Source organism: Pedobacter sp. JCM 36344, assembly GCF_046546555.1.
Taxonomy (GTDB): Bacteria; Bacteroidota; Bacteroidia; order Sphingobacteriales; family Sphingobacteriaceae; genus Pedobacter.
In genome coordinates, this window is record NZ_JBKHKK010000001.1 from 83,680 (window position 1) to 107,950 (window position 24,271).

22 protein-coding genes are annotated in these 24,271 nt (G+C 38.7%); 5 read left to right on the forward strand and 17 right to left on the reverse strand.

Annotation, left to right across the window (positions count from 1 at the left end; translation table 11 throughout):
- Positions 1–9: 9 nt before the first annotated feature.
- From ACHFIZ_RS00420 to ACHFIZ_RS00430, 3 genes are all read right to left on the reverse strand, one after another.
- Positions 10–897 carry a tyrosine-type recombinase/integrase gene (locus ACHFIZ_RS00420; protein ID WP_410881762.1) on the reverse strand — a complete coding sequence of 296 codons (888 nt, stop codon included), beginning with the start codon at positions 895–897 and terminating at the stop codon, positions 10–12.
- A gap of 126 nt (positions 898–1,023) precedes the next feature.
- Entirely contained in the window at positions 1,024–1,218 is a 195-nt protein-coding gene (gene rpsU, locus ACHFIZ_RS00425) for a 30S ribosomal protein S21 (protein WP_410881763.1), read from the reverse strand.
- 332 nt (positions 1,219–1,550) lie between these two features.
- Entirely contained in the window at positions 1,551–2,723 is a 1,173-nt protein-coding gene (locus ACHFIZ_RS00430; protein WP_410881764.1) for an acyl-CoA dehydrogenase, read from the reverse strand.
- A 194-nt stretch (positions 2,724–2,917) separates the two neighbouring features.
- Between ACHFIZ_RS00430 and ACHFIZ_RS00435 the strand changes: the two genes are divergently transcribed.
- Positions 2,918–4,003, forward strand: coding sequence for an ATP-binding protein (locus ACHFIZ_RS00435; protein ID WP_410881765.1), 1,086 nt, complete (start codon positions 2,918–2,920; stop codon positions 4,001–4,003).
- Here ACHFIZ_RS00435 and ACHFIZ_RS00440 read toward each other — a convergent pair whose 3' ends face one another.
- The 3 genes from ACHFIZ_RS00440 to ACHFIZ_RS00450 form a co-directional block, all read right to left on the reverse strand.
- Positions 4,004–4,738 carry a LuxR C-terminal-related transcriptional regulator gene (locus tag ACHFIZ_RS00440; RefSeq protein ID WP_410881766.1) on the reverse strand — a complete coding sequence of 245 codons (735 nt, stop codon included), beginning with the start codon at positions 4,736–4,738 and terminating at the stop codon, positions 4,004–4,006. It lies immediately after the preceding gene.
- Between the two features lie 238 nt (positions 4,739–4,976).
- Positions 4,977–5,504, reverse strand: coding sequence for an adenine phosphoribosyltransferase (locus ACHFIZ_RS00445; protein WP_410881767.1), 528 nt, complete (start codon positions 5,502–5,504; stop codon positions 4,977–4,979).
- Between the two features lies 1 nt (position 5,505).
- Positions 5,506–6,480: a ComEA family DNA-binding protein gene (locus ACHFIZ_RS00450; RefSeq protein ID WP_410881768.1), complete on the reverse strand. Its 975-nt coding sequence runs from the start codon at positions 6,478–6,480 to the stop codon at positions 5,506–5,508.
- Positions 6,481–6,560: 80 nt separating this feature from the next.
- Between ACHFIZ_RS00450 and ACHFIZ_RS00455 the strand changes: the two genes are divergently transcribed.
- Positions 6,561–8,312: a lysophospholipid acyltransferase family protein gene (locus ACHFIZ_RS00455; protein WP_410881769.1), complete on the forward strand. Its 1,752-nt coding sequence runs from the start codon at positions 6,561–6,563 to the stop codon at positions 8,310–8,312.
- Here the strand turns inward: ACHFIZ_RS00455 and ACHFIZ_RS00460 are convergent.
- Positions 8,309–8,557 (reverse strand): hypothetical protein, encoded by a 249-nt coding sequence (locus ACHFIZ_RS00460; protein WP_410881770.1) that lies wholly within the window; start codon positions 8,555–8,557, stop codon positions 8,309–8,311. The two genes, ACHFIZ_RS00455 and ACHFIZ_RS00460, sit on opposite strands and share 4 nt — an antisense overlap.
- A 296-nt stretch (positions 8,558–8,853) precedes the next feature.
- Here ACHFIZ_RS00460 and ACHFIZ_RS00465 point away from each other — a divergent pair, with 296 nt between their 5' ends.
- Entirely contained in the window at positions 8,854–10,068 is a 1,215-nt protein-coding gene (locus ACHFIZ_RS00465; protein ID WP_410881771.1) for a hypothetical protein, read from the forward strand.
- 115 nt (positions 10,069–10,183) lie between these two features.
- On the opposite strand, the gene ACHFIZ_RS00470 is transcribed toward ACHFIZ_RS00465, so the two are convergent.
- The 10 genes from ACHFIZ_RS00470 to rpsT form a co-directional block, all read right to left on the reverse strand.
- Complete coding sequence (locus ACHFIZ_RS00470) at positions 10,184–10,606, reverse strand: hypothetical protein (protein WP_410881772.1); 423 nt, start codon at positions 10,604–10,606, stop codon at positions 10,184–10,186.
- Between the two features lie 161 nt (positions 10,607–10,767).
- Positions 10,768–12,210 carry a hypothetical protein gene (locus ACHFIZ_RS00475; protein ID WP_410881773.1) on the reverse strand — a complete coding sequence of 481 codons (1,443 nt, stop codon included), beginning with the start codon at positions 12,208–12,210 and terminating at the stop codon, positions 10,768–10,770.
- 127 nt (positions 12,211–12,337) lie between these two features.
- Positions 12,338–15,112, reverse strand: a complete 2,775-nt coding sequence (locus ACHFIZ_RS00480; RefSeq protein ID WP_410881774.1) for a TonB-dependent receptor domain-containing protein — start codon at positions 15,110–15,112, stop codon at positions 12,338–12,340.
- Positions 15,113–15,236: 124 nt separating this feature from the next.
- Entirely contained in the window at positions 15,237–15,737 is a 501-nt protein-coding gene (locus ACHFIZ_RS00485; protein ID WP_410881775.1) for a DUF962 domain-containing protein, read from the reverse strand.
- Positions 15,738–15,811: 74 nt separating this feature from the next.
- Entirely contained in the window at positions 15,812–17,374 is a 1,563-nt protein-coding gene (gene rny, locus ACHFIZ_RS00490) for a ribonuclease Y (RefSeq protein ID WP_410881776.1), read from the reverse strand.
- A gap of 271 nt (positions 17,375–17,645) precedes the next feature.
- Complete coding sequence (locus ACHFIZ_RS00495) at positions 17,646–17,936, reverse strand: cell division protein ZapA (protein WP_410881777.1); 291 nt, start codon at positions 17,934–17,936, stop codon at positions 17,646–17,648.
- Between the two features lie 31 nt (positions 17,937–17,967).
- A complete protein-coding gene (locus ACHFIZ_RS00500) occupies positions 17,968–18,258 on the reverse strand; it encodes a hypothetical protein (RefSeq protein WP_410881778.1) in 291 nt (96 codons plus the stop codon).
- A gap of 48 nt (positions 18,259–18,306) precedes the next feature.
- Positions 18,307–20,706 carry a phenylalanine--tRNA ligase subunit beta gene (gene pheT / locus ACHFIZ_RS00505; protein ID WP_410881779.1) on the reverse strand — a complete coding sequence of 800 codons (2,400 nt, stop codon included), beginning with the start codon at positions 20,704–20,706 and terminating at the stop codon, positions 18,307–18,309.
- 47 nt (positions 20,707–20,753) lie between these two features.
- Positions 20,754–21,455 (reverse strand): RadC family protein, encoded by a 702-nt coding sequence (radC, locus tag ACHFIZ_RS00510; protein ID WP_410881780.1) that lies wholly within the window; start codon positions 21,453–21,455, stop codon positions 20,754–20,756.
- Between the two features lie 83 nt (positions 21,456–21,538).
- Entirely contained in the window at positions 21,539–21,793 is a 255-nt protein-coding gene (gene rpsT, locus ACHFIZ_RS00515; RefSeq protein WP_410881781.1) for a 30S ribosomal protein S20, read from the reverse strand.
- Between the two features lie 297 nt (positions 21,794–22,090).
- On the opposite strand from rpsT, the gene purN reads away from it, so the two are divergent.
- On the forward strand, positions 22,091–22,669 hold the full coding sequence (gene purN / locus ACHFIZ_RS00520; protein ID WP_410881782.1) for a phosphoribosylglycinamide formyltransferase: 579 nt from the start codon (positions 22,091–22,093) through the stop codon (positions 22,667–22,669).
- A 29-nt stretch (positions 22,670–22,698) separates the two neighbouring features.
- On the forward strand, positions 22,699–24,225 hold the full coding sequence (gene purH, locus ACHFIZ_RS00525; RefSeq protein WP_410881783.1) for a bifunctional phosphoribosylaminoimidazolecarboxamide formyltransferase/IMP cyclohydrolase: 1,527 nt from the start codon (positions 22,699–22,701) through the stop codon (positions 24,223–24,225).
- Positions 24,226–24,271 lie beyond the last annotated feature (46 nt).

Genomic DNA, 24,271 nt, shown 5'->3' on the forward strand with positions numbered 1-24,271 from the left:
CTCCTTGTTTTATGCCTTTGGATGGGCTTGTTTATATATTGATTTTAGTTTTTCGACTGAATTGTGCGTGTATACCTGTGTGGCAGCTAAACTAGCATGTCCTAATAGTTCTTTAATGGCATTCAAATCTGCCCCTCTGTTTAATAAACTGGTCGCATAGGAATGACGCAGTACATGTGGGCTTTTTTTCTCTTGTGTAGAAACAAAAGAAAGATATTTTTGAACAATCCTATAAATCATTTTAGGGTAAGCATCCGCTCCTTTATCTGTAACGAATAACACCCCGGTTTTGTTATTAAAATTTTGAAGCAATTTAAGCGCTAGGTATGCTTTTAGCTGATTAACAAGGCATTTAGTTATAGGAATAATTCTTTCCTTATTTCTTTTGCCCAAAACTTTAATCGTTTCGTCGTAGAAATTAACATCACTATCTTTTAATGTCAATAGTTCTGCTAGCCGGATGCCAGCACCGAAAAGCAATTCAATAACCGTCTTATCTCTTATCGATGGGAAGCTATCATCAAAAAACACATCTGAATCCAGTAGCTCATCAAGCTTATTGTCGGCAACAAATACAGGTAAACGTGCCGGAACCTTGGGAGATCTAACCTGAGCAAATGGGTTTGCCGATACCACACCAGCCCGCATGCAATATTTATAATAACTCCTTACAGTAGAGAGTTTCCTCCTAACGGAGTTTTCTGAAACTTTTAGATCATCCAAAAGGTATAGGATGAACTCTCTTGCCATTTGGTAGGTTACCTCCTTCAGATCAGTCTCGAACTTTAGCCACGCGAAGTCTTTGAATTGAAGAAGATCTGTTCCATAAGATTGAACGGTGTGTTTTGAATAACGTTTCTCGTGCTGTAAATAAATAAGAAATTGTTCAACTGCCATGAATAGAAATTGCGGTGCTCGTTAAGGTCAATATACAAAAAATATACCGAACAAGTTATTCTTTCAAAACAAAAAAGCGCCGCCGGATTTTTTCCGGCGGCGCTTTATATGTGTAAACTTAAGATACTAAACAGAAGCCTCAAGGTTCATATTTTGTATGTAAACTGCGTGTTTAATTTCCGTACGACGAGCAACAGATTTTTTCTCGTATGCTTGGCGACTGCGCAATTCTCTTAATACACCCGTTTTCTCAAATTTCTTTTTGAAACGTTTCAGGGCTTTATCAAGTGATTCGCCGTCTTTAATATTAATGATGATCATAACGTTAAAATACCTCCTTTCGTTGTTTTTAGGACTGCAAAGATACAGGTTTGATTTGATTATCAAAACATTAATCCAAAGAAATGTTTATACTTGTAATCTCCGCACTGTATTACAGTAAAAAACTTTTAATATCAGCTAAGAACGTGCTATATCATCAGTCGGGTTGTGCTTTACCTCAGGCCGCCCTCCTGCCGCAGTGAGGCCGCGGTGAGGCCGCCTTCTTGCTAAGAAAAAGGCGGCCTCACCGCGTAAACACCCCGGGTACAAGGCGCCAACACCCAAAGCACAACCCGAATCAGCCCTTATCTGTTGGCAGGCGCAATTAGACCCTATCCGTTCAACACTTCTCTCGCAATAACTATCTTTTGAATTTCAGAAGTTCCTTCACCTATAGTACACAATTTGCTATCCCTATAAAATTTCTCCACAGGGAAGTCTTTAGTGTAACCATAGCCCCCAAAAATCTGTACAGCTTCAGTAGCTACTCGTACCGAGACTTCTGATGCGAAATACTTTGCCATTGCAGATTCTTTAGTCATTGGCAATTTACGGTTTTTTAGATCGGCAGCCTGTCTGATCAATAATTCTGCAGCCTCAATCTCTGTAGCCATATCGGCTAGCTTAAAACTAATGCCTTGAAAATTAGCGATAGGTTGACCAAATTGATGTCGTTCTTTGGCATAAGCCAATGCAGCTTCGTAAGCACCTTTGGCTATACCCAGAGCTAAAGCAGCAATAGAAATTCTGCCACCATCTAATACCTTCATGGCTTGTTTAAATCCCTCGCCCTCTTGTCCCAATAAATTCTCTTTAGGAACCCGGCAATTGTCAAAAATCATTTCTGTAGTCTCAGAAGCACGCATTCCAAGTTTGTTCTCTTTTTTTCCGGCGGAGAATCCCGGTGTTCCCCGCTCTACTACAATTGCAGAAATGCCTTTTGAACTTCCTTTCTCTCCTGTTCTTACCATAACTACGGCCACATCACCACTCTTTCCATGGGTAATCCAGTTCTTCGAACCATTTATCACGTATTCATCACCATCTAGAACAGCGGTAGTCATCATTCTTAATGCATCAGAACCTGTGTTAGCTTCTGTCAGGCCCCAAGCACCTATCCACTCCGCAGTTGCTAGCTTTGGCAACCACTGTTGCTTCTGAGCATCATTTGCGAAAGTCATAATATGGCCCGTGCATAAGGAATTGTGCGCGGCTAATGAGAGTCCGATAGAGCCGCAAACCTTAGCAATGCCAACTATTACGTCTACATATTCCTGATATCCCAGTCCTGAACCACCATATTCTTCAGGCACCAACACACCCATTAAACCAAGCGCGCCAAGTTCCTTAAATACTTCAATCGGAAAATGTTGAACCTCATCCCATTCCATCACATGCGGACGAATACTTTTCTCCGCAAAATCGCTAACCATCGCACGGATCATCTGCTGATCCTCTGAGATACTGAAGCTATATCCTTCAGAATTATTTATAATTTCTAACATATTACTTGCTTGAATTGAGTCAATTATAACAAATTATGCACCAAGAAAGGCAATAGTATATTCGCTTGAAAGTAGAACGAAACGGTATTTAGTTCAGAATCCCTATATCCCTGTTTTAAGCTATTAAAAATGCTTAGAAACTTTTTAATTTTTTATAGATTTAGGCCACCAAACAACGCTAAGATTTAATTTTCATGAGACCATTCACCTTGTACCAGATCTATCAACAGTTCAACAGAGACTTGATAGGCAAAGATTCCTATAGAGGAGTTACCCTAACATATGCCTGGCTGGCAAACCAATTTGGGCACTTTTCTCTGGGCTTTATCCCCACCGTTGTCCTCCATTTCTTTCTTAGCTCAACAAATTCTAACATCGTAAAGTTTCTTTCATTCATTCGAATCAATTCGCCTGTTGCAAATGCCGAATACTGGTCGGCCTTTGTAGTTTGGGGAGGCTGGATTCTTTTTGAGACTTACAATTTCTTAAAACCATTGATTTGGAAGGAGTCTTCCAGAAAGGAAGCGTTAAGTAATGGTAGGTATATCTTTCAGCCTGCCTGGTACAACGTGACCTTTGATACTTTGACAGATCTTGTATATTTTGGAATAGGGGCGCTTGCGGCGAGTCTGATCTGCAATTATCACTTTGAAATGTTACTTGGTCTTGGTGGGCTAACATTGCTTGTCGCTTATCCCGCCTATTACTGGTATACCACCAAAATGTTGCTTCAAAACGCAGAATATCCTTTTCAGTTGCGTTTAAGCCAATGGAACAATTCCATAAAAGACGCCAACGTCACTTACATCCTCGAATTCTTAAAGCAAAAACAGAAAGGAAAGCATATTCTAATCTTTGGATCAAAGGGTACTGGAAAAACGACATTGGCTGTTGCACTCGCCACCGAGGCTTCCATTAAAAGCAGTTGCTGCAGCTATGTAACTGCGGTAAAACTGTTAAGTATGTTTTATGATCCACCAGAAAGGGAGTACGAAAGATCTCTTTGGGACTGGAGAAAATGTGACCTTTTAGTAATTGACGACATAAACCCCGGGAAACCGGTTCGCAGCGATATCATCAGTACCGGGCTGTTCTATGAAATCTTGAACAATTTAGACAACGGCCCCAATAACATTGAAAATATTAGGGATAAAAATATAGTATGGGTGATGGGAAGTGATGACCCAACCAGCAAGCTGGAAGAGAAATGGAAACTCTTGCTCAACCAGATCGGAGTTGACGATTCCAATATTAAAGTAATTGACCTTGAAGAAGTCTAGCTAAGGAAGAATAAAGTTGTCATACGCAAAACTTACTAAATGAGTTAAACTTTTTACTTCAAATCGTTTGTATAAAGGGATGATTCTTTTTTCGATTGCTGAGTGCGACACCTTAAGCTCGTGTGCAATTTCCTTGAATGAATACCCATTTGCCACAAGCGATAACGCTTCTTTTTCTTTATTCGAAATAGCCAGGTGACTGAATAAAGCCTTACTAAGCTCCTCTTCAAACTTATTCCTTTCCGGACCGTAAAGGGCATAACGCATAACCCGGCCAAAAATAAGACTTCTGTTGATCTGAAAACGCCCTATAATAGATTCAACACACCCGTTTTCTGAACGAAAAACCCCTACTCTTGCGATGACAGGCACAAGGCTTCCATCTTTATGAATTTTTTTAAGCTCGATAGCGAAGCTGTATTGTTCCAAATTCTCGGTCTTGTTATGGATAAACCTTAACGCCTTATCATTAAGATCACGTGAAAATGGAGCAAACTCAGGTGCCGACATACTTACAATAGCAATCATATTGATCTCCTCATCCTGATAACCAACCACTTCTTCCCAACCCCAGGCAAAAATCATTCGGTTTTCTTTGAAAGAATAGATGTAGATAGCCTCTTCAGGAAATTTAGGAATTGTTTGTTTGAAGTATTGCGCCTGCTCACTTTCTAAGTCTGCCGGCACTGTAGTAATGAAATTCTTTAAATAATCTCCAAAATTTTCTTTTGACATTACGCTACTTGTAAAGGATCTAATATTAAAAACATGCGTGTTTTCTCAGTTGATTGAAGTTTCCGCAAAAGCTAAATTTGCCAACAAGATATTAAAAATTATTAATTAAATGCCTACAATGACAACCAAACCAACAAAAACTATCACCACTCAACTCTGCATTTTTATCTTAAAAATGGTCGCTTTGGCGATGATAGCCATTTTTCTTTACCTCGCCGCCGGATAAGCGGAGCGTAGATTAGTAAGAGGCCAGTGAAAATACCTTTTCGGAGTAAGGCTTTAGCCTGTCCTTTCCATTTAAAAAATCAAGGGAAATTATAAAGGAGTAACCAACCAGCTCCGCCCGCAATTGTTGGATAAGCTTTGTTGCAGCTACTACAGTTCCGCCAGTCGCCAAAAGATCATCGTGAATGAGTACGCGTTGTCCCTTCAGTAATGCATCCTCATGGCATTCAATTATTGCAGACCCATACTCTAGGTGATAGGATTCCTGAATGGTTTTGTATGGCAGCTTACCAGCTTTGCGAATGGGCACAAAAGGTACTTGTAAAAGTTGTGCGAGTTGCGGGCCGAACAAAAAGCCCCTGCTTTCGATGCCTGCTACTACATCAATTTCCAAATCCTTCACTTGCAGCATTAATTCTCTGCTTATTTCAGCACATAATTTGTAATCTTTCAATATTGGTGTGATGTCCTTAAAGATGATTCCTGGTTTTGGGAAATCATGTACATCCCTTACAGTGTGTTTTATTTTTGATGCTATCATATTAAAAGGTAAGATAAGGTGCCAGGCGAACAATGGTTTCTGCAGGAATTACCAAAACTTTGGCCAGGTCTGCAACATTACTATAATTCCCGTGTTGTTTCCTATACTGTACAATTGCATTTATCTGCTTAAAACGCAAATATGGATGGTTTTGGAAGTTATCTGTTGTGACGGTGTTAATATTAATTCTCCTGATTGATCTGGCATCCACCCTAATTTGATTTTTGATTTCCGAATATTTTAAGGAGTCTAATCCGAATACTTCCATTAATTGCTCCTTACTCACGTAGCCACCTATTCGCTCCCTATAGTTCAAAATTCTTAGGGCAAAGGCCGGTCCTATGCCTCTAATATCATCTAGGCTAGCACTGTCCGCACCGTTGATCTCTACCATAACTGCCGCCTTGGAGGGATACAAGTTGCTAGACTTAACTTTAATGCCGTCTGCGTTTTTCACGGATGGCTGATTGAAAATCAGGCCTTTTTGTTCGTTTGCGTTCCCGACACTGCTTTTTAAAGATTTTGCAATTTTCACATAAGGGAAGATCTCGAGATACTTCTCCGGGGTAATTATATACATTTTCTTCAAGTCTTCCACCTGCCTGAACTGACCTCCTTTCCCGACATACTTTATAATAGCAGCAGCCTGCCTTTCTGACAAGCCCAAACGAATCCAATCATCCTGATCAATCAGATTCGGATCGAAAGAAAACAACGATGCCTTCATTTTCCGAGCTGAATATTCTGATTTTTTCTTATAGCCAGTATTGTCAAGCTTTTCCGAAACAGTTTCGTCTTCATTTTTAAGAATAAGTCTTTGTACGACAAGGTAATCTTCCTCGTTATACTCGTCCTTTACAACAAGCGAGTAAGCATAGGGAGCTGCAGTAACTAAGGCAATAAGGACGATCAAGACCAGCAGGCCGTTAAATTCACTTTTGGTAAAATCAAAGTAGTTATTTAGCCATTTTCTCATCGTGGAACTAATGTACCACTGTTATTTAAAAATATAAATCTTATTTTTGAGATTGCATATTATTCCTCAAACAAAACTACATGAAAATCATCACCACTCAAGAGTTTGCAAAGGCTACAAAAATAGACAAACTGGGTGTTCCCGGCCTCGCAGCACTACTTATGGAGATGATGAAGCTCAATGATATCAATAAAGTTTTTTCGCAGAATGTGCATTTCAGTGGATTAGAGTTTGTTGATAAGATTCTGGAAACCATTGGAGTAAAGATTGACTTTGACGAAAATGATCTAAAAAACATTCCGAAAACCGGCGGCTTCATCGCAATTGCAAATCATCCCTATGGGGGTATTGAAGGCCTTGCACTTGTAAAGCTACTGTGCACAGTTAGACCGGAAGCAAAGGTGATGGTCAACTTTATCCTAAAAAAAATCCCTAATCTTAGCGAATTCTTTGTTGCAGTTAACCCCTTTGAAAATGTACAGCATTCATCAAGTATCAGCGGATTGAAAGCAACGTTCGACCTGCTGCAAAGCGGAACACCTATAGGGATTTTTCCGGCAGGAGAGGTATCGACTTTTAGTTTAGACAAGCAGGAGATTACCGATAGGCTATGGCATCCGGTGGTAGGAAAGTTAATTGCAAGAGCGAAAGTACCTGTTGTGCCCATTTATTTCCATGGAAACAATGGCGTATTGTTTAATATCCTCAGCTTTATACATCCCACACTAAGAACTGCCAAACTTCCTTCAGAATTTTTAAATAAGCAAGGCCTTAAGATTAAGGTGAGGATCGGTAAGCCGATTAATATCGAGGATATTTCTTACAAGAACAACACAAATAAACTGTTGGATTTCCTTCGGGCAAGAACTTACGCATTAGGAACCGGACTTGACGAGGAACGAAAGCTATTTAATCCAATCAATCTTTTTAAAATAAAGAAGAAGCCTGAACAGATTATTGAAGAAACTGACCGCAACAAAATAGTTGAAGAAGTAGAGCAACTTGAGGGTTTCAGGGTGTGGACCGAAAAAAGCTATGAAGTGTACATTACTCCCACCGTAAACATTCCCAACATTTTAAGAGAGATAGGCCGGCTTAGGGAAATTACTTTCAGGGAAGTTGGAGAAGGAACTAATAAAAAGATTGACCTGGACAACTACGACATTTACTACAGTCATCTTTTTATTTGGGATAAAGACTTGCAAAACATTGTGGGTGCTTACCGGATCGGTAAAGGTGATGAGATCCTGGATACCATGGGTCGTAGGGGCTTTTATCTTTCGGAACTTTTTAAGATCAAAGAGCCATTCTATCCAATATTAAGAAAAGGGATAGAGTTGGGCAGGTCCTGGATCCGTAAGGAATACCAGCAAAAACCGTTGCCACTATTTTTGCTGTGGAAGGGAATATTGAAATATTTATTGGACAACCCACAGTACAGGTACATGTTCGGACCTGTTAGTATCAGCAATAAGTTTTCTAAATTTTCTAAATCTCTGATTGTTGATTATATCACGAAGAACCATTTCGACTATGAACTTGCTCACCTTGTGAAGCCTAAGAACAAATTCAAAGCCGATTTATCTGGTATTGATAAAGATCTTTTGGTAGAAACGAGTGACTCATTGAAAAATCTTGATAGTTTGATCTCAGACATTGAGAGTACTCACATCAAGATACCTGTATTATTAAGGCAGTATATGAACTTGAATGCAAAGATCATCTGCTTCAATATAGATCCTAAGTTTTCAGATTGTTTGGATGGGTTTTTATTGGTAGATACTCAGAATATACCCACTGAAATGTTGGAACGGATAGGTAAAAATCTTTAGACGCTAGCGGGAGCGAGTTCTTCTATAATCACTTCCTTAATAATAGGCTTAGCTATTTTTAACTTTTTAACCAGCTTTTTTGCTAATTGAGCAGAGCGTTTCTCTATTTCTTTCTTAAGTTTCTTCGAATCCTGACCTAAATCAACTGTGATAACATTTAATTGGTCAACAACTGTTTTTGTTATTTCCTGGATAGCCGATTTTTTGGAAGCTTCTTTAAAAGCTTTACGTTTTTTCTTATTCATAATTGCAAATTTATGTTAATTCCATGTTACTCATGTATTATCATTATGTTAAGCAACGACTTCAATGTTAACAAATAGTAAATTAAAAAGCCCTGACATCCATCGGGGCTTTCCATTATCAACTAAACCGAACTTATAAATACTAACCAGGTATCTATGCAACAAATGTAGAGTTAGACTATTAAGAAGTTGTTAAGTATTTATTACTTTATTAGCAAAATGAGGCAGAAACTTAATATGTGTTGTATGTTAATTAATTGTATATTTAATATTACCATAATGTAAATTAACATCTTATGAGCGCGTCGCAAAGAATAACCGCGGGTATAATTTTGTTTTTGACTATAGCACCTGGAGTAAGTCAGGCGCAAGGGTATAATACGAGTTTTGAGCTTTACAATAAAACCTTTAATCTCTATATCGACTCCAGCATAGTTCTGCGCGACTCTATCGAACTGACCGAAGATTACATCCATCGCAGTTACCAACATTTAAATAAAAGCAACTACGGGCCTGTTCTGGATTCTTTAACGAACTACAAAGAAAAGCATGATTTGAATGATTGGTTATATTACCAATTAATCAGAAAAACAGCAGAAGCTATCAGTCCGAAAAAAGACAATTACGAGCGTTATACCTTCTACAAGTGGTTTCTGATGGTGAAGTCAGGCTATGATGCAAGACTTACTATTGCAAATAACAGGATTATTTTCTACGTATACAATAATGAGGAAATTGCAGACATACCATTCATCATGTTTAAGAATAAAAAATACATGTGCTTAAATTACCATGATTATGAACATGCCAATTTAAATGATGCCCCGACATATGATATGATCGGGATACCAGAGGCGAAAAGGGCTTTTTCCTATAAGGTGACCCGAATGCCCGACTTTAAACCTGAAAACTATAAAGAGAAAAAGATAGAATTTAGTTATAAGCATCGCGCTTATCATTTTAACATCAAACTCAATCCAGAGGTGGACGCAATATTCAGGAACTATCCAGGCGTAGACTTTGAATCTTACTTTAATATTCCGTTAACTAAAGAGACTTATAGTTCATTAATACCTTTGCTTAAAAAGAATGTAATTGGCATGGGACAGAAAAAAGGTGTTGATTACCTCATGAATTTTACCAGATATGCATTTCTGTATCAGAATGATGAAGATAACTTTGGCAAAGAAAAACGGCTATCTCCTGAAGAAACCCTGTTCTCTAAATACAGCGATTGCGATGACAGGGTTGCTTTATTTTTCTATTTGGTAAAAGAGATATATAATGTACCTATGATCGCCTTGCTTTATCCTACGCACATCACCATGGCTGTTCAGTTTGATAAACCGGTTGGGGATCCAATTCTGTATAATGGTAAAGTTTACTCTATTTGTGAGCCTACCCCTCAAAAGGATGACCTCAGTATGGGTAAGATAAGTGCCAAGCTTAAAGATTTGACGTATCAGGTGGTTTACAGTTATCAACCCGTTAAGTTTGACTACGATAAATGAATACGGCATGTTATGGGTTGTAATTGTAGCACTGCTTAATTGAGATCGTATCTTTGATGTTGGTATTTTCTACAGATAAGAACAGCCTAGTTTCTAACAACCATTTTTCGCTACTTTACGAGGCAGTTGAATTCAATTTTTTTCCTCTAATATATCCTCCGATTATTTGAAAAGCTGCAACACTGGAGAAACAAGTAGGACAGCTTATATTAAACAGCATTACATTACCAGCTTGAATGTCCTTATTAGTTAATGAAAAAGCATTCCCTTTCATAGGAGCTTTAATAAACAGCGATCTTGTGTTCAACCTACTACTAATTTCAATCAAAAACACCCTATAACTTCCATTCTTTGGTGTAGTGCTGGATGGATTAGGTAAATCAGCATTATTAGTATGTACATATTTACAGTTTGAGTTCTCGGGACATTGAGTTAAACCTTGTTCATCTAGATTTTCAATGTGGTCGTCATCCTTAGTGCAAGAACTGGCAGCGATTAGAAGTAGTACTAAAAGAAATGTTTGAGTAAAAGTTTTCATGGATTCTATTTAACACAGATACGCGTTTTGAACGCAAGCTGCTAGAGTTGATATGTTATGAATATGTTAACTCATTTTTAGGAGAAAGCTTTAGGCAAAGAAAAGGCCCCGATCAATGATCAGGGCCTTTTCAAGGATTACAATATTTTAGTTTTTAGATATTATTTTACAGCACCAGGAGTAGTGTAAGGCAATACTTGTGGATCAAAATTTGCCCAACCAGCAGCCCAGTTAGTAGTTCCAAAAGCGCCTTTATAAAGTACAACTTCAAAACCAGAAGTTAATTTAGCATTAGTAAATGCAGCACCAGTTGCAGCAACTGATCCAGATTTTATAGTAAAGTCTGGTGTACCTGCGTTAGCATTACCAGCAGCTTTAAAATCTAAGCCATATTTCAATGGATCAGTTAACAATTCAGTGATAGATGAACCAGCAACAAATGAGTTTTCTGCTCTTAAAGTTGTTTCAAGCAATGCTTTGGTAGCTACTGAAGATGCTTTAATTTCGTTTGATTTTGTATTTGAACCGTAGATTAGGTTGCCTTTAATCGCTAAAGCGCCAGAAAGGAAATTAGCTGATGAGTTGTTTCCAGTTGCTGGTAGCGCATCATCAATAAAAATACCTTCTGGATAATTTCCTATAATAGAATTGAATAGACTCATAGATGAGTTTCTACGAATTTGAACGCCATGTTGAAAGTTTGCGTTTACACCACTTGTAGAAGTAGCGGTAAGTTGTGGGCCAACGATTGTCATGTTACTAAACACTGCAGAAGTAAGTGGAGCAACAGCCGAGCCGGCAGAGTTGTTATCAGATTCAAAACCATTTGAACCACTAACGTCTGCTACAACCTGTGCACGTTGAGCCAATGCAAACTGGACTCTACCAGAGTAACCATTGTCAGTATCAAAATCATCATCAACAGTTCCGATGGCTATCAAATGTTTTGCATTTACTGAACCTCCGAAGAATTCGAAAGCATCATCACCAGAACGATAAACCTCCACATAATCAATAACTGTTCCTGAACCTACACCACCAAGTGTTAATCCGTTAATCTCAACATCTGGCAACAATGGAATACCAGCGAATTCAATACGTACATAAGTTAATACGCCAGAATTGTCTGCATTGTCAGTTCCACCATATAAAGTCTTTTCTCCTAAAGAAGCCGGGATACCTTCAACGTTAGCTGATGTACCATTATTGGACACCGCTTTACCTAAGATGATCAAACCACCCCAATCACCTGGAGTACGCGCACCTGATGCTTGTGATGATGTGAATACAATTGGTTTGTCTACTGTACCAGCTGCATTGATTTTAGAACCACGAGAAATAATTAGTGCGCCTTTAGTAGCTTTGTCACCTTTGATAATAGTTCCTGGAGCAATTGTCAGCGTAGTATTGTTAGTTACAAATATATTTCCCTTCAATAGATAAATCTTATCTGCAGTCCAGTTTGTATTTGCTGTGATATCTCCTGATACTTCAACTACACCAGTAGTAGGACCTTCTGGTTCTTCAACTAAAGATGGATTTTTTGAACATCCTGTTACACCAATTACAAGTGCTAAGGCGAATACTAATAGTTTGTTTCTCATTTTATTGCTTTTATTATTTCTAATCATTTTTTGTACTGCAAATATCATATTGCTATTTTAAGCCAGTATTATGTATGTATTAATTGTATGTTGTCTGTTTGAAGATAATGTTAACATCAATTTAATACTAGAACGTGTAAGAGAATGATAAGCTGTAATTACTACCAGGTTTATATCTGCTAATTGTCTCATCAGTAGAATTTGCGCTATAATTTTTACTATTGTCACGATCCCAGTAGAAAAGAATGTTATCATTCAGAATATCGCCTGCATTAAATTTAACTTCTCCTTTACTTTTCAGCACTTTATAACCTATTTGAAGATCCACTACATTACGTGGAGCTTCCCAGATACTAGGGAAAAGGATCCCTGATGCTTTGTTAATTCTTCTTCCAATACGGTTATATAAAGCATTGAATGAAAGCTTATTTTCCAGGAATGCTGATTGGATCCCGGCATTTACAACATAAGGAGCCTGTCCTACCATTGGTCTTTTCTTATCTATATAAGGTCTGTCGGTAGGATTGGTCACCACAGATTTAACTAGAGTAACATTTGAGTAAATGGAGGTGCTTTTTAAGAAAGTGGATTCCCCTAAAAAGTCGAGTGATTTACGCAACTCTAATTCGACACCATATACATTTGCATTTTTAGAATTGAAATAGGATGTGTTCGGCAGAGATTGTTCGTCATTCAATACTCCTTCAATCGCATTCCTAAATCTTTTATAAAAACCTGATACGGAAAGGATTTGCCCAGCTTCTGGATAGATTTCATATCTGATATCTAAATTATCTACATCTGTTGTTTTTAGGTTGGGATTTCCTGAATAAGATGAAGAAAACTCATAGTCATAGTATGATGAGGGTGCTAACTCTCTAAATTCAGGTCTAGCCAAACTTCTGTAATATGAAGCTCTCAGATTACTTTTTTCAGTTAAACTGTAAGTGAAGTTAACTGATGGCAACACTTTCAATTCGTCTCTAACGATCGGCGCAAGTGTAGCATCTGCGGTTTTAAGATCTAAATTGAATTGTTCTGCTCTTACTCCCCAAACTACTCTGAATTTTTCGCCAAGTTTGTTATCTAACATGGCATAAGCAGCATTGATGAATGAAGTACCATTATAAGTATCTGATGGAAGCGCTAAGTCACCTAATTGATAAACACCTCTATTGATTAATGTTTGAGAAAATAATGTTTGAACCGGTCTTTGTGAGATCGCTTCAAAGTCTGCAACCTTTGTAGGGTCAAGAGAAAGTGTGATGAATCTTGAATAAAAATCTCTTACACGGTATTGTGAATTAGCGCCCACTTTGAATGTAGAGGCTTTCTGGAACATATTAAGTGGCAGTGTATAGTTCACACTTCCAGAAAATATATCTTCATTTAATTTAGTGGTTAACCTTGCATTTTCTTTACCTTGGTTAAATATAGCTGCTGTAAACGGTGCATCAGGACCACTTGAAATCTGTCTGTTGTAACTGATTTTCCTCTGGTCAGGCTGGTCATTTTTGATATTACTGTAGGCAGCAGACCAATTGATCTTTGCATTATTATCTCCCAATTTATGGGTACCCTCTAAAGTAGACTTCAACAAGGATTTCTCCATAAGATCGAAGGCATAGTATCTTAGATCGTTATTTTGTGAGTAAGTTCCTTCACGATATAAGTACTGATCGTCAAGACTCTTATTGTAGATATTTTTAAATGTGATCTTACTACCACCATAATTGTATGCAAAGTTAGCTAATGCACCAACATTGGTTGAGAACTTGTATTGATTGTCGATATAGTCGTAAGTATTATAATTTCTATACAGATCCTTATTCACTGTCTGAGAGTTACGATAGGTTAAGGATGCAATGGCACCAAACCTTTTGTTATCGCTCAAATCCTTTACTCTACCAATTGTAAATTGATAATTCTGGGTTGGCAAAGCGCTATTATTGTAGATGTTCCAATCTTGAGGTAATGTCTTAAGAGCCGCAATTTGTTGTGCAGGAGTTACTGTTCCAGCTACAATTTTATTACGTGTAGGAAAATTATCAGCAAGATTTCTTTTTCCATCGCTATATCCTAAAAAATCGCCGGCAGTCCTTGGTCCGCTTTGAAAATTGTTAAAAGTAGCAACTGAGTTATATCCAGTACCGACACCGAAACTAATAAAGTTTTGTTCTGGGATATCTTTCGTTTGAATTTGAACAGCACCACCTGTAAAATCTCCCGGAAGGTCAGGTGTGGCAGTTTTGCTGATTATTAAGTTATCTACTAAATTTGAGGGTACGATATCGAATGAAAAGGCTTTTCTATTTGGTTCTGTACTTGGCAATGAAGCACCGTCTAACAAGGCTGTGTTGTAACGGTCGCTTAGTCCACGTATAACTACAAACTTGTTATCCTGAATTGTGGCTCCACTAACTCTTTTCAATACATCAGATGTGTTTCTATCTGGAGAGCGCCTAATAGCTTCCGATGAAATACCATCAGAGATCGAAGCGCTATTCTTTTGCTGTGCGTACAAGGCATTAATACTCTCCTTTTTAAAACTACCTTGTATTACTACCTCACTTAGGTTTTCACCCCCTGCTTCATCTAATACCAGGTCAAAGACAGTGGTTTTTCCGGCAGTTACGATTACGTCACTGATCTCTTTACCTTTGTAGCCAACATATTGGAACACTAATGTGTATTTTCCGGCAGCTAAACCAGGAAGTGAATACCTTCCATCTACGTCAGTAGCCATACCAGTAGTGGTACCCTTAATTTTAACAGTAACCCCGATAAGTGTTTCTCCACTTTTCTTGTCGGATACCTTTCCTGAAATTTTTCCTGTTTGTGCGAATACTGTTGCGCACAGCACTACAAAAAGTAATGTGGTTAACGCCTTCTTAAGATTCAATTGTGATTTCAATTTGCTATGTATTAATTTTCAGCAAAGCTATTACCACAGTGTTAGGGATATGTTAGGTGTAAATTACCATTTGTTTACCGCAATGTTAATTTCATGTTAAGTAGCCAAGGAATTAATATTTTATCCCCACTCGTTTGCAAATGAAGTGCAATAACCATATTGGGCCAATTAACAAAAACTTAACATCATCTAAGAATGAAGGCTTCTTACCTTCAATTTTATGTCCAATGAACTGACCCAGCCAGGCTAATATAAAAATAGCAAGAGAAGACAGCCACAGCGCCGGTCCGCCGGCAGCTTCCCAGTACTCCAACTGTACTACGCCATAACTCATCAAACCGATTATCCACAGCATCATGAAGGACAGAACTGGCGACAAAGTAAAATAATAATACAATGAAAATGCGATTAAGAAAGATGCCCAATTAAGAAATCCGTTATACCTCCCAAGAAACTCAAGATGAGGAAATGGTATTGCCCAGACAATGCCCAGCAGACTAAAAACAATTAGAGGAACACAAATCCAATGAATAATTTCATTGGTATGGTTTTGATGACTCTCTGCATATTTATCGAACAGGATGTCTACTTCAGTTCTCTCGATCGTTTTCATGCGTATTTGGCTTTATTCTGTAAAAATAAAAAAAGCGATAGCATTACCTATCGCTTTTATAAATGCTCAATTGCTTACTTAGCGAAAGCAACAGATCTGGTTTCTCTGATTACAGTCACTTTGATCTGTCCAGGATAGGTCATCTCTGTTTGAATTCTATTGGAAATATCTGCCGCAAGCAACTCAGCCTGTTGATCAGTGATTCTTTCGCTTTCAACGATAACCCTTAACTCCCTACCTGCCTGGATAGCGAATGTTTTCTCTACGCCAGGGTAAGACATTGCCAGTTCTTCCAATTCTTTTAAACGTTTGATGTAGCTCTCAACAACTTCGCGTCTTGCACCGGGACGGGCACCAGAGATTGCATCACAAGCCTGTATAATTGGAGAGATCATAGATGTCATCTCTATTTCATCGTGGTGAGCACCAATGGCGTTACAAATCTCCGGATGTTCCTTATATTTTTCAGCGAGCTGCATACCTAGTATTGCGTGAGGCAATTCAGGATTATCATCAGGCACTTTACCTATATCATGTAGTAAACCGGCACGTTTAGCCATTTTAGCATTCAAACCTAGCTCTGCAGCCATAGTTGCACAGAAATTCGCTACTTCACGGGAGTGATGTAACAAGTTTTGACCGTATGAAGAACGGTAACGCATACGACCAACCATTCTGATCAACTCAGGATGCAAACCATGGATACCAAGGTCAATCACCGTACGCTCACCAATTTCTACGATCTCATCTTCTATCTGCTTTTTTGTTTTGGCAACAACCTCTTCAATACGTGCAGGGTGAATCCTACCATCCGTAACCAAGCGGTGTAATGCTAAACGTGCTATTTCTCTTCTTACTGGATCAAAACCAGATAAGATGATTGCTTCTGGAGTGTCATCAACAATAATCTCGATTCCAGTAGCAGCTTCCAAAGCACGAATATTCCGGCCTTCTCTACCAATTACTCTACCCTTAATTTCATCACTCTCAATATGGAAAACAGACACGGTATTTTCAATCGCTGCTTCAACCGCAGTGCGCTGGATGGTTTGAATGACGACCTTCTTAGCTTCTTTGGTAGCAGTGAGCTTCGCCTCATCAACAATATCCTTTACCTGGATCATCGCTTGAGTGCGCGCTTCTTGCTTCATGTTTTCAATAAGTTGGTTTTTTGCTTCTTCGGCGCTTAAACCGGCGATAGTCTCTAATTGTTTTACGTGTTGGTTTTTAAGTACCTCAACTTCTTCCTGCTTTTTAACAGCAAGATCTGTCTGCTTTTCAAGGTTCTTTCTATGGCTATCCATCTCCTGATCCTTACGTGTAGCATTCTCAAGCTTAGAGTTTAAGGATTGCTCCTTCTGTTTTAGCGTGTTTTCACGTTGATTAATTGCGTTATTCTTAGTCGTAACTTCTTGTTCGTGTTCTGATTTTAATTGAAGAAACTTCTCTTTCGCTTCTAGCATCCTGTCTTTTTTCAAGATCTCCGCATTACTTTCTGCGTCCTTAAGAATCTTTTTCACTTTATTCTGTACTGCCGTTTCTTGCTTTTTAAGCAGACTGCGCAGCAGATACCTGCCGATTAATACACCGATCACTAAGCCGGCGAGTACATATCCTATTATCCCTAATACTTCCATTCTATTTTATGTAAAAAACTATTCATGCAATATGCATTAACGTTAAAAATTCTTGTTATAAAAAAACCGCAACTAACTTCTAAGCCCCTCGTTTTAAAAACCTCAACTAATTATAATTAGGATTTAAGTCATTTTCAGGTACGGAACGTAAATGAAATACACCCTCTCAATCCTATAAATATTGAAGTGTTAAGTTTTAAAAATAGTGAAACTCAAAAACTAGCTGCGGCTATATCTTTGTTATTTTTTGTACTAATTATAAAGAACGCTCCTATTTGGAGAAAAAATCGCTTAATAAACTATCTAATTCCTCGACCTTGTCGGCCACCTCGGTATCCTGATTTTGAACCTTGTTCTCCACCCGTAATACCGCCGTCGCGTAGTGCAATACTGCCATAGAAAGCAAATCCTGCTTATCCCTAACCGCATAATTCTCCTGATAGTCCTTTATGCGTTCATTGATAATCTTGGCTGCACGCCTTACAATTTCTTCCTCTTCTGTATTTACTTTTAACGGATAGATACGGTCGGAAATAGTTATTTTTATCGAGATCTCTCCCATTTCTTAGCTTTGTTTCACTTTCTGGTATTCCTTACTTCTTAAGCAATACAACACACTTATCAATTTCACGCACAAATTCGTTAATTTTTTGCTTTATATCAAGAGACTTTTCACTTGTTCCCTCAATACTCTTCGCAAGCTTTAAAACCCGCAGCTTCTCTTCCAAATCCTTGGTCTTAATTTTAGAACCGTCTAACGCAACCTTTACCGATTCATTTTCCAACTTCAATAGGTCATTTTCTTCTTGCAAAGCATTGCAAAGCTCGATCAGGCGAGCTGTTTTATTTAACACTGAACTTAACTGGCCGGCAACGGGAGACATCTACGCTATTAAATTTGTTCTTAAAATTATTTCCTAAAAGCTATAAAATTATTTTCTAACCTCAGCTTTGGCGGTCTGTGCTAAGTTATATATAATCTTTTGCATAACCGAATCGATCTGTTTGTCTGTCAAAGTCTGCTCATCGTCCTGTAACGTAAAGTTCAGCGCATACGACTTCTTACCCTCAGGTAGCTTATCTCCTACGTAAACATCAAATACCTGAACGCTCCTGATCAGCTTCTTATCTGTCTTAAAGGCAATGGTTTTTAAGTCATCAAAGGTAACAGCCGTATCTACTAACATCGACAAATCCCTTCTCACCGCAGGAAACTTAGGGATTTCTTTGTTGATGATCTTGTTCTTTCTAACGATATCAAGTAACAAGTCCCAGTCGAAATCTGCATAGTAGACGTCTTTATCAATGTCCGCTTTCTTCTTATCCGCAGCATTCACCGCCCCAAATGAAACGATTGCCTTGTCGCCACGAAAGTATTTTAAGCCGAAAGCGAAGTTCTCATCACTCAACTCTTCAGATTGATAATTGCTGATGCCCATCCTTCCGATAACAGCATCCACCGCAGACTTTAAATTATAGAAGCTTACCGGACTTATCTTTTGATTCCATTGCTCGGATTGTACTGCACCAGATAATACCAATAGCAAACGTGGCCGCTCTACATATTTTTCATTGATCAGATGGTAAGTCTTCCCGAACTCATAAAACTTAATGTCGGCGCTTTTTCTATTGAGGTTGTAAGCAACGCTTTCCAGAGCCGGCATCAATAATTCCTGCCGCATTACATTCAAATCTGAACTTAGCGGGTTGAGAATCTGCACCGCCTCTTCAGGTTTCTTAGAATAAGCGCCTTTAGTCAACGAGTTGCATAGAATCTCCAGGTATCCGTTTGCACTGAGCATATCAGCAACAAAATGTTGAGTTTGCTCTTTGTTTGGCTTGGCGATATAAGACAGGGAAGCATTGATCTTGCTTGGTATTTCGATGTTATTGTAGCCATAGATCCGCAAAACCTCCTCAGTAATATCACACTCGCGGGTAACATCAACTTTAAAGCTTGGCACTCTCAGCTGCAGGCGCTCCGTTGTTTCCGTAGCAACAGTAATTCCTAAAGCGGTGATAATCGATTTTATCTCCTCTGACGGAATTTGAGCACCTATCAATTTATTGATGTTTGCGTAGGTTACGTCGACATTGAAAGGTTTGATTTCTTGCGGATAAATATCAGAAACCGCTGATGCGATAGTTCCACCTGCAATTTCCTGAATTAACAATGCTGCACGTTTTAGCGCGTATACTGTGATCTCTGGATCAGTACCACGTTCAAACCTGAACGAGGCGTCAGTCTTTAATGCAAAACGCTTTGAGGTCTTCCTAACGGATACGGAATTGAAATAAGCACTTTCCAAAAACACATTAACAGTACTTCCTGAAACTCCCGATCCCTGACCTCCAAAAACTCCGGCAATACACAAGGGCTTTTCTGCATCACAAATCATTAGGTCCTCCGCAGAGAGTTTTCTTTCCACCCCATCAAGTGTAATGAACGGCGTACCTTCAGCACACTTTTTAACTTTTATCACATTACCTTTTATCTGATCTGCGTCAAATGCATGAAGCGGCTGACCAAGGTCATGCAATACATAATTGGTGATGTCGACTATATTGTTAACTGGCCTGATTCCAATAACTTTCAATTTATCCTGTAACCACTCTGGGGATGGAGCAACTGTTACGCCAGTGATGGACAAGCTGCTGTAGCGCGGACAAGCCAGCGTATCTTCTACTTCAACCTTAACTAGGTCTGCATTTTCGGGAGCTTGAAATAGGGAGATATCAGGCAATTGGATTTGCGTGCGAAAATAAGCTGCTAAATCTCTGGCAACTCCCAAATGCGAAGCTGCATCGGCTCTGTTTGGGGTTAATCCAATCTCGTACAAATAATCATCTTCGAGTTTAAAATATTGTTTTGCAGGAATTCCTACTAGAGTTTCTTCAGGAAGCACCATGATGCCTGCATGAGATGCACCTAGACCGATTTCATCCTCTGCACAGATCATACCCTCAGAAGCTTCTCCCCTTATTTTCGACTTGTTGATTTTAAATGGCTCGCCTTCATTCGGGTGAACGGTAGTACCTACAACAGCAACCACAACCTTTTGTCCAGCTGAAACATTTGGTGCTCCACATACAATCTGCAAAGGTTCTGCTCCGGCAACATCAACCGTAGTTACACGCAAGCGATCAGCATTTGGATGCTGAACACAAGTAAGGACATGTCCAACCACCAAACCTTCTAAACCCCCTACAACAGGCTGTACTGTTTCCAACGATTCCACCTCCAAACCTATATCAGTGAGGATCAATGAAAGTTCTTGTGGTGTTTTATCAGTTTTGATGAATTGCTTAAGCCAATTGTATGAAATCTTCATTTTATGATATCCGTTTGAAACCGCAAAGATATTATTTTATCCTATTATTATATTAAACCCTCATCGCCGAAGCTATAAAATAAGTTATTGCTGAAAATCAGGTGGTCAAGTACGAGTAAATCCAGCATCTTACCTGCCTCAACCAGTTTCTTGGTGATGGCTATATCCTGCTGACTTGGTTTAAGATTGCCTGAAGGGTGGTTGTGTGCGAGTATGATACAAGCGCCGTTCTGCTCCAGGGAAACCTTGAAGATAATTTTCGGATCTGCTACTGTACCTGCCATTCCTCCTTTGCTGATCAGTTGCTTACTGACCACACAGTTTGCACGATTGAGAATTAAAATCCAAAATTCCTCGTGGTTGAGGTCGGAGAAAACCGGAAAGAGAATATTAAAAGCATCTCTTGAAGATGTGATCTTCTGCACTTCATTAGCACTACCCAGCTCCTTCCGGCGACGACCAAGTTCCAGTCCTGCTACAACACTTATGGCTTTAGCCTCACCAATACCCTTAAATTTTGACAGATCTACAATCGAAGCTTTGCCCAGATTATCCAGGTCGTTATCGTAAAAAGATAAAATCCTTTTACTGAGGTCAACTGCAGATTCATTTCTACTACCTGATCCTATTAGGATGGCAATGAGTTCAGCATCTGTAAGGTGACGGCGGCCGTTCAGCAACATCTTTTCGCGGGGCCGATCTGCTTCTGCCCATAGTTTTATTCCAAGTTTTTGATCATATGCATTCATATGGAAAACATCCGCTGAACTTTAGGCAAAAAAAAACGTCATGTGCGCTGCACATGACGTTTTAATATTTTATAAAGCTCTACTTATTTTAAGTTATTAACAAACTTAGTCAGCTTTGATTTATTGTTTGCTGCTTTATTTTTGTGGATAACACTTTTCTTAGCTAAACGGTCTAACATTGACACTACTTTTGGAAGTAGCTCAAGACCAGTTTTTTTATCTTCAGCAGCACGCAGTCTTTTTATAAACGTACGAGTGGTTTTTGCTTGATATCTATTACGTAAACGTTTAGTTGCGTTTGCCCTGATTCTTTTTAGTGAAGATTTATGATTTGCCATTTTTTGTTATTATAATATTTTATAGTTAGGGTCAAGCCCTTTCCTTCTGCTTTTTTCGGACTGCAAATATAGAATTAATGTTTTTAAATTACAAAAGCATTCGGCAAATATTTTTCATCAATATTAATGTAATTAGTAATGGGTTGTAACAAATCTGGGAATCTGTCATAAATTTTACGGTATTTAAAAACTGTGGCTTTTGTAGAAATTCACAATCTGTCACAAAAAGACGCAAAGACCTTTCATTAAAAACATAAAATGTTATTTTTGAAGCACATCTAAGAAATCTTTAGCTTAATGAAAATACGTATCGCCATATTTGCTTCCGGATCAGGATCGAATGCACAGAAACTGATGGAATATTTTAAGCGCAGTCCTGATGCGGAAATTTCATTGGTGCTCACAAATAATTCTGATGCTTACGTTTTACAGCGGGCAGATAACTTTGAGATCCCTAGTCACATCTTCGACAGGAATGAATTTTACAACACCGACAACATTATCGACCTGTTAAAAAACCTTGACATCGATCTAATTGTGCTAGCAGGCTTTTTATGGCTGATTCCGAAGAATCTTATCTCTGAGTATCCTGGGAGAATAATTAACATCCACCCAGCCATCCTTCCTAAATTTGGCGGCAAAGGGATGTATGGAGATTTTGTTCATCAGGCCGTGATGGATGCAAAAGAAACAGAGGGAGGGATTACAATCCATTATGTAGACGAAAACTACGACGAAGGCGAGTTTATTCATCAGGCAAAATATAGGATAGAAAAGGAAGACAATTTGGAAATGATCAAGTTTAAAGGCCAGCAGTTGGAGCACCTTCATTACCCAAGAGTAATAGAAAGCATTGTAAAAAAGATAAAAAAATAACTACTTTTGCGGCTCAAATTTTTTCTCGGATGAGCCAATCAATTAAGATCAAAAACGCTTTAATTTCAGTATATTATAAAGACGGCCTGGAGCCCTTAGTTCGCCTACTTGCAGCGCAAGGAGTTCAACTTTTTTCAACAGGTGGTACTGAACAGTTTATAAAAGATTTAAATCTGCTTGTTACGGCCGTCGAAGACCTAACGGGTTATCCATCAATTCTTGGTGGTAGGGTTAAAACGTTGCATCCTAAAGTTTTTGGTGGTATTTTGAATCGTAGAGGTCTTTCTTCTGATAAAGATCAGATTGCAGAATACGAAATCCCTGAAATCGACTTGGTAATTGTGGACTTATACCCTTTCGAGGAAACCCTTAAATCAGGTGGTACTGATGAGGAAATCATTGAGAAGATTGACATCGGTGGAATTTCATTGATCCGCGCGGCAGCTAAAAACTTTAATGATGTAGTAATCATTTCCTCGAAAGATGACTATTCTACGTTAGTAGAACAATTGAGCAGCCAGAATGGAGAGACAACCATTGCTCAACGTAAATCTTTTGCAAAAACTGCATTTCACACTTCGTCAAATTACGATACTGCAATTTTCAACTATTTTAATAATGAAGAGCCTCTTACTGTATTCAAACAAAGTATCAGCAAGTCTCAAACATTGAGGTATGGTGAAAATCCTCATCAAAAAGGAGTATTCTACGGCGACCTGAATGAGATGTTCACTAAACTAAATGGTAAGGAGCTTTCTTACAACAACCTGGTAGATGTAGATGCCGCTGTGGCCTTGATCGATGAGTTCGAGGAGCCAACATTTGCAATTTTGAAGCACACAAACGCCTGCGGGCTTGCTTCTAAAGCAAGCATTTTAGAAGCTTGGAATGTAGCTTTGGCATGTGATCCTGTTTCTGCTTTTGGTGGTGTTTTAATTGCGAATAGAGAAATCGATTTGGCAACCGCCAGTGAAATCAACAAATTGTTTTTTGAGGTGCTAATTGCACCATCCTATCAACCGGAAGCTGTGGGGCTGTTCCGTGCGAAAAAAAACAGAGTGATTTTGCAAAGAAACGACGTAGAGCTAAGTACTAAGCAGTTCAAAACGTTGTTAAATGGTGTTATAGAGCAAGACAAAGACTTGATTATTGAAGGTCCGGATCAGATGACGTCAGTCACTACAATTGCACCAACTGAACAGGAATTGAAAGACCTGCATTTTGCGAATAAAATCGTTAAACATACGAAGTCCAACACAATCGTTTTCGTCAAAAATGATCAGTTATTAGCCAGTGGTGTTGGACAAACTTCAAGGGTTGACGCACTTAAGCAGGCAATCGTTAAAGCGGATGCATTCAAGTTTGATCTTAAAGGATCAGTGATGGCATCTGACGCGTTTTTTCCATTCCCGGATTGTATTGAAATCGCCGCAGAAGCAGGAATAACAGCAGTTTTACAGCCAGGTGGATCCATAAAAGATGCCGATTCTATAAACATGGCAAATGAAAAAGGAATTGCTATGGTAACCACTGGTATCAGACATTTTAAACACTAATTATTTACAGCCGAATACAATAAAAAGCTGTAGTTTTACATTACTA

Coding starts and splice junctions, on each gene's coding strand:
- ACHFIZ_RS00440 (WP_410881766.1), bottom strand. CDS start 4,738: ATGTCAAAAGAAAATTTTGGAGATTATTTAAAGAATTTCATTACTACA.
- ACHFIZ_RS00420 (WP_410881762.1), bottom strand. CDS start 897: ATGGCAGTTGAACAATTTCTTATTTATTTACAGCACGAGAAACGTTAT.
- radC (WP_410881780.1), bottom strand. CDS start 21,455: ATGAATGCATATGATCAAAAACTTGGAATAAAACTATGGGCAGAAGCA.
- rpsT (WP_410881781.1), bottom strand. CDS start 21,793: ATGGCAAATCATAAATCTTCACTAAAAAGAATCAGGGCAAACGCAACT.
- ACHFIZ_RS00435 (WP_410881765.1), top strand. CDS start 2,918: ATGAGACCATTCACCTTGTACCAGATCTATCAACAGTTCAACAGAGAC.
- ACHFIZ_RS00450 (WP_410881768.1), bottom strand. CDS start 6,480: ATGAGAAAATGGCTAAATAACTACTTTGATTTTACCAAAAGTGAATTT.
- ACHFIZ_RS00460 (WP_410881770.1), bottom strand. CDS start 8,557: ATGAATAAGAAAAAACGTAAAGCTTTTAAAGAAGCTTCCAAAAAATCG.
- purN (WP_410881782.1), top strand. CDS start 22,091: ATGAAAATACGTATCGCCATATTTGCTTCCGGATCAGGATCGAATGCA.
- ACHFIZ_RS00495 (WP_410881777.1), bottom strand. CDS start 17,936: ATGGGAGAGATCTCGATAAAAATAACTATTTCCGACCGTATCTATCCG.
- ACHFIZ_RS00485 (WP_410881775.1), bottom strand. CDS start 15,737: ATGAAAACGATCGAGAGAACTGAAGTAGACATCCTGTTCGATAAATAT.
- ACHFIZ_RS00455 (WP_410881769.1), top strand. CDS start 6,561: ATGAAAATCATCACCACTCAAGAGTTTGCAAAGGCTACAAAAATAGAC.
- rny (WP_410881776.1), bottom strand. CDS start 17,374: ATGGAAGTATTAGGGATAATAGGATATGTACTCGCCGGCTTAGTGATC.
- ACHFIZ_RS00445 (WP_410881767.1), bottom strand. CDS start 5,504: ATGATAGCATCAAAAATAAAACACACTGTAAGGGATGTACATGATTTC.
- ACHFIZ_RS00465 (WP_410881771.1), top strand. CDS start 8,854: ATGAGCGCGTCGCAAAGAATAACCGCGGGTATAATTTTGTTTTTGACT.
- ACHFIZ_RS00470 (WP_410881772.1), bottom strand. CDS start 10,606: ATGAAAACTTTTACTCAAACATTTCTTTTAGTACTACTTCTAATCGCT.
- ACHFIZ_RS00475 (WP_410881773.1), bottom strand. CDS start 12,210: ATGAGAAACAAACTATTAGTATTCGCCTTAGCACTTGTAATTGGTGTA.
- ACHFIZ_RS00500 (WP_410881778.1), bottom strand. CDS start 18,258: ATGTCTCCCGTTGCCGGCCAGTTAAGTTCAGTGTTAAATAAAACAGCT.
- ACHFIZ_RS00430 (WP_410881764.1), bottom strand. CDS start 2,723: ATGTTAGAAATTATAAATAATTCTGAAGGATATAGCTTCAGTATCTCA.
- purH (WP_410881783.1), top strand. CDS start 22,699: ATGAGCCAATCAATTAAGATCAAAAACGCTTTAATTTCAGTATATTAT.
- rpsU (WP_410881763.1), bottom strand. CDS start 1,218: ATGATCATCATTAATATTAAAGACGGCGAATCACTTGATAAAGCCCTG.
- pheT (WP_410881779.1), bottom strand. CDS start 20,706: ATGAAGATTTCATACAATTGGCTTAAGCAATTCATCAAAACTGATAAA.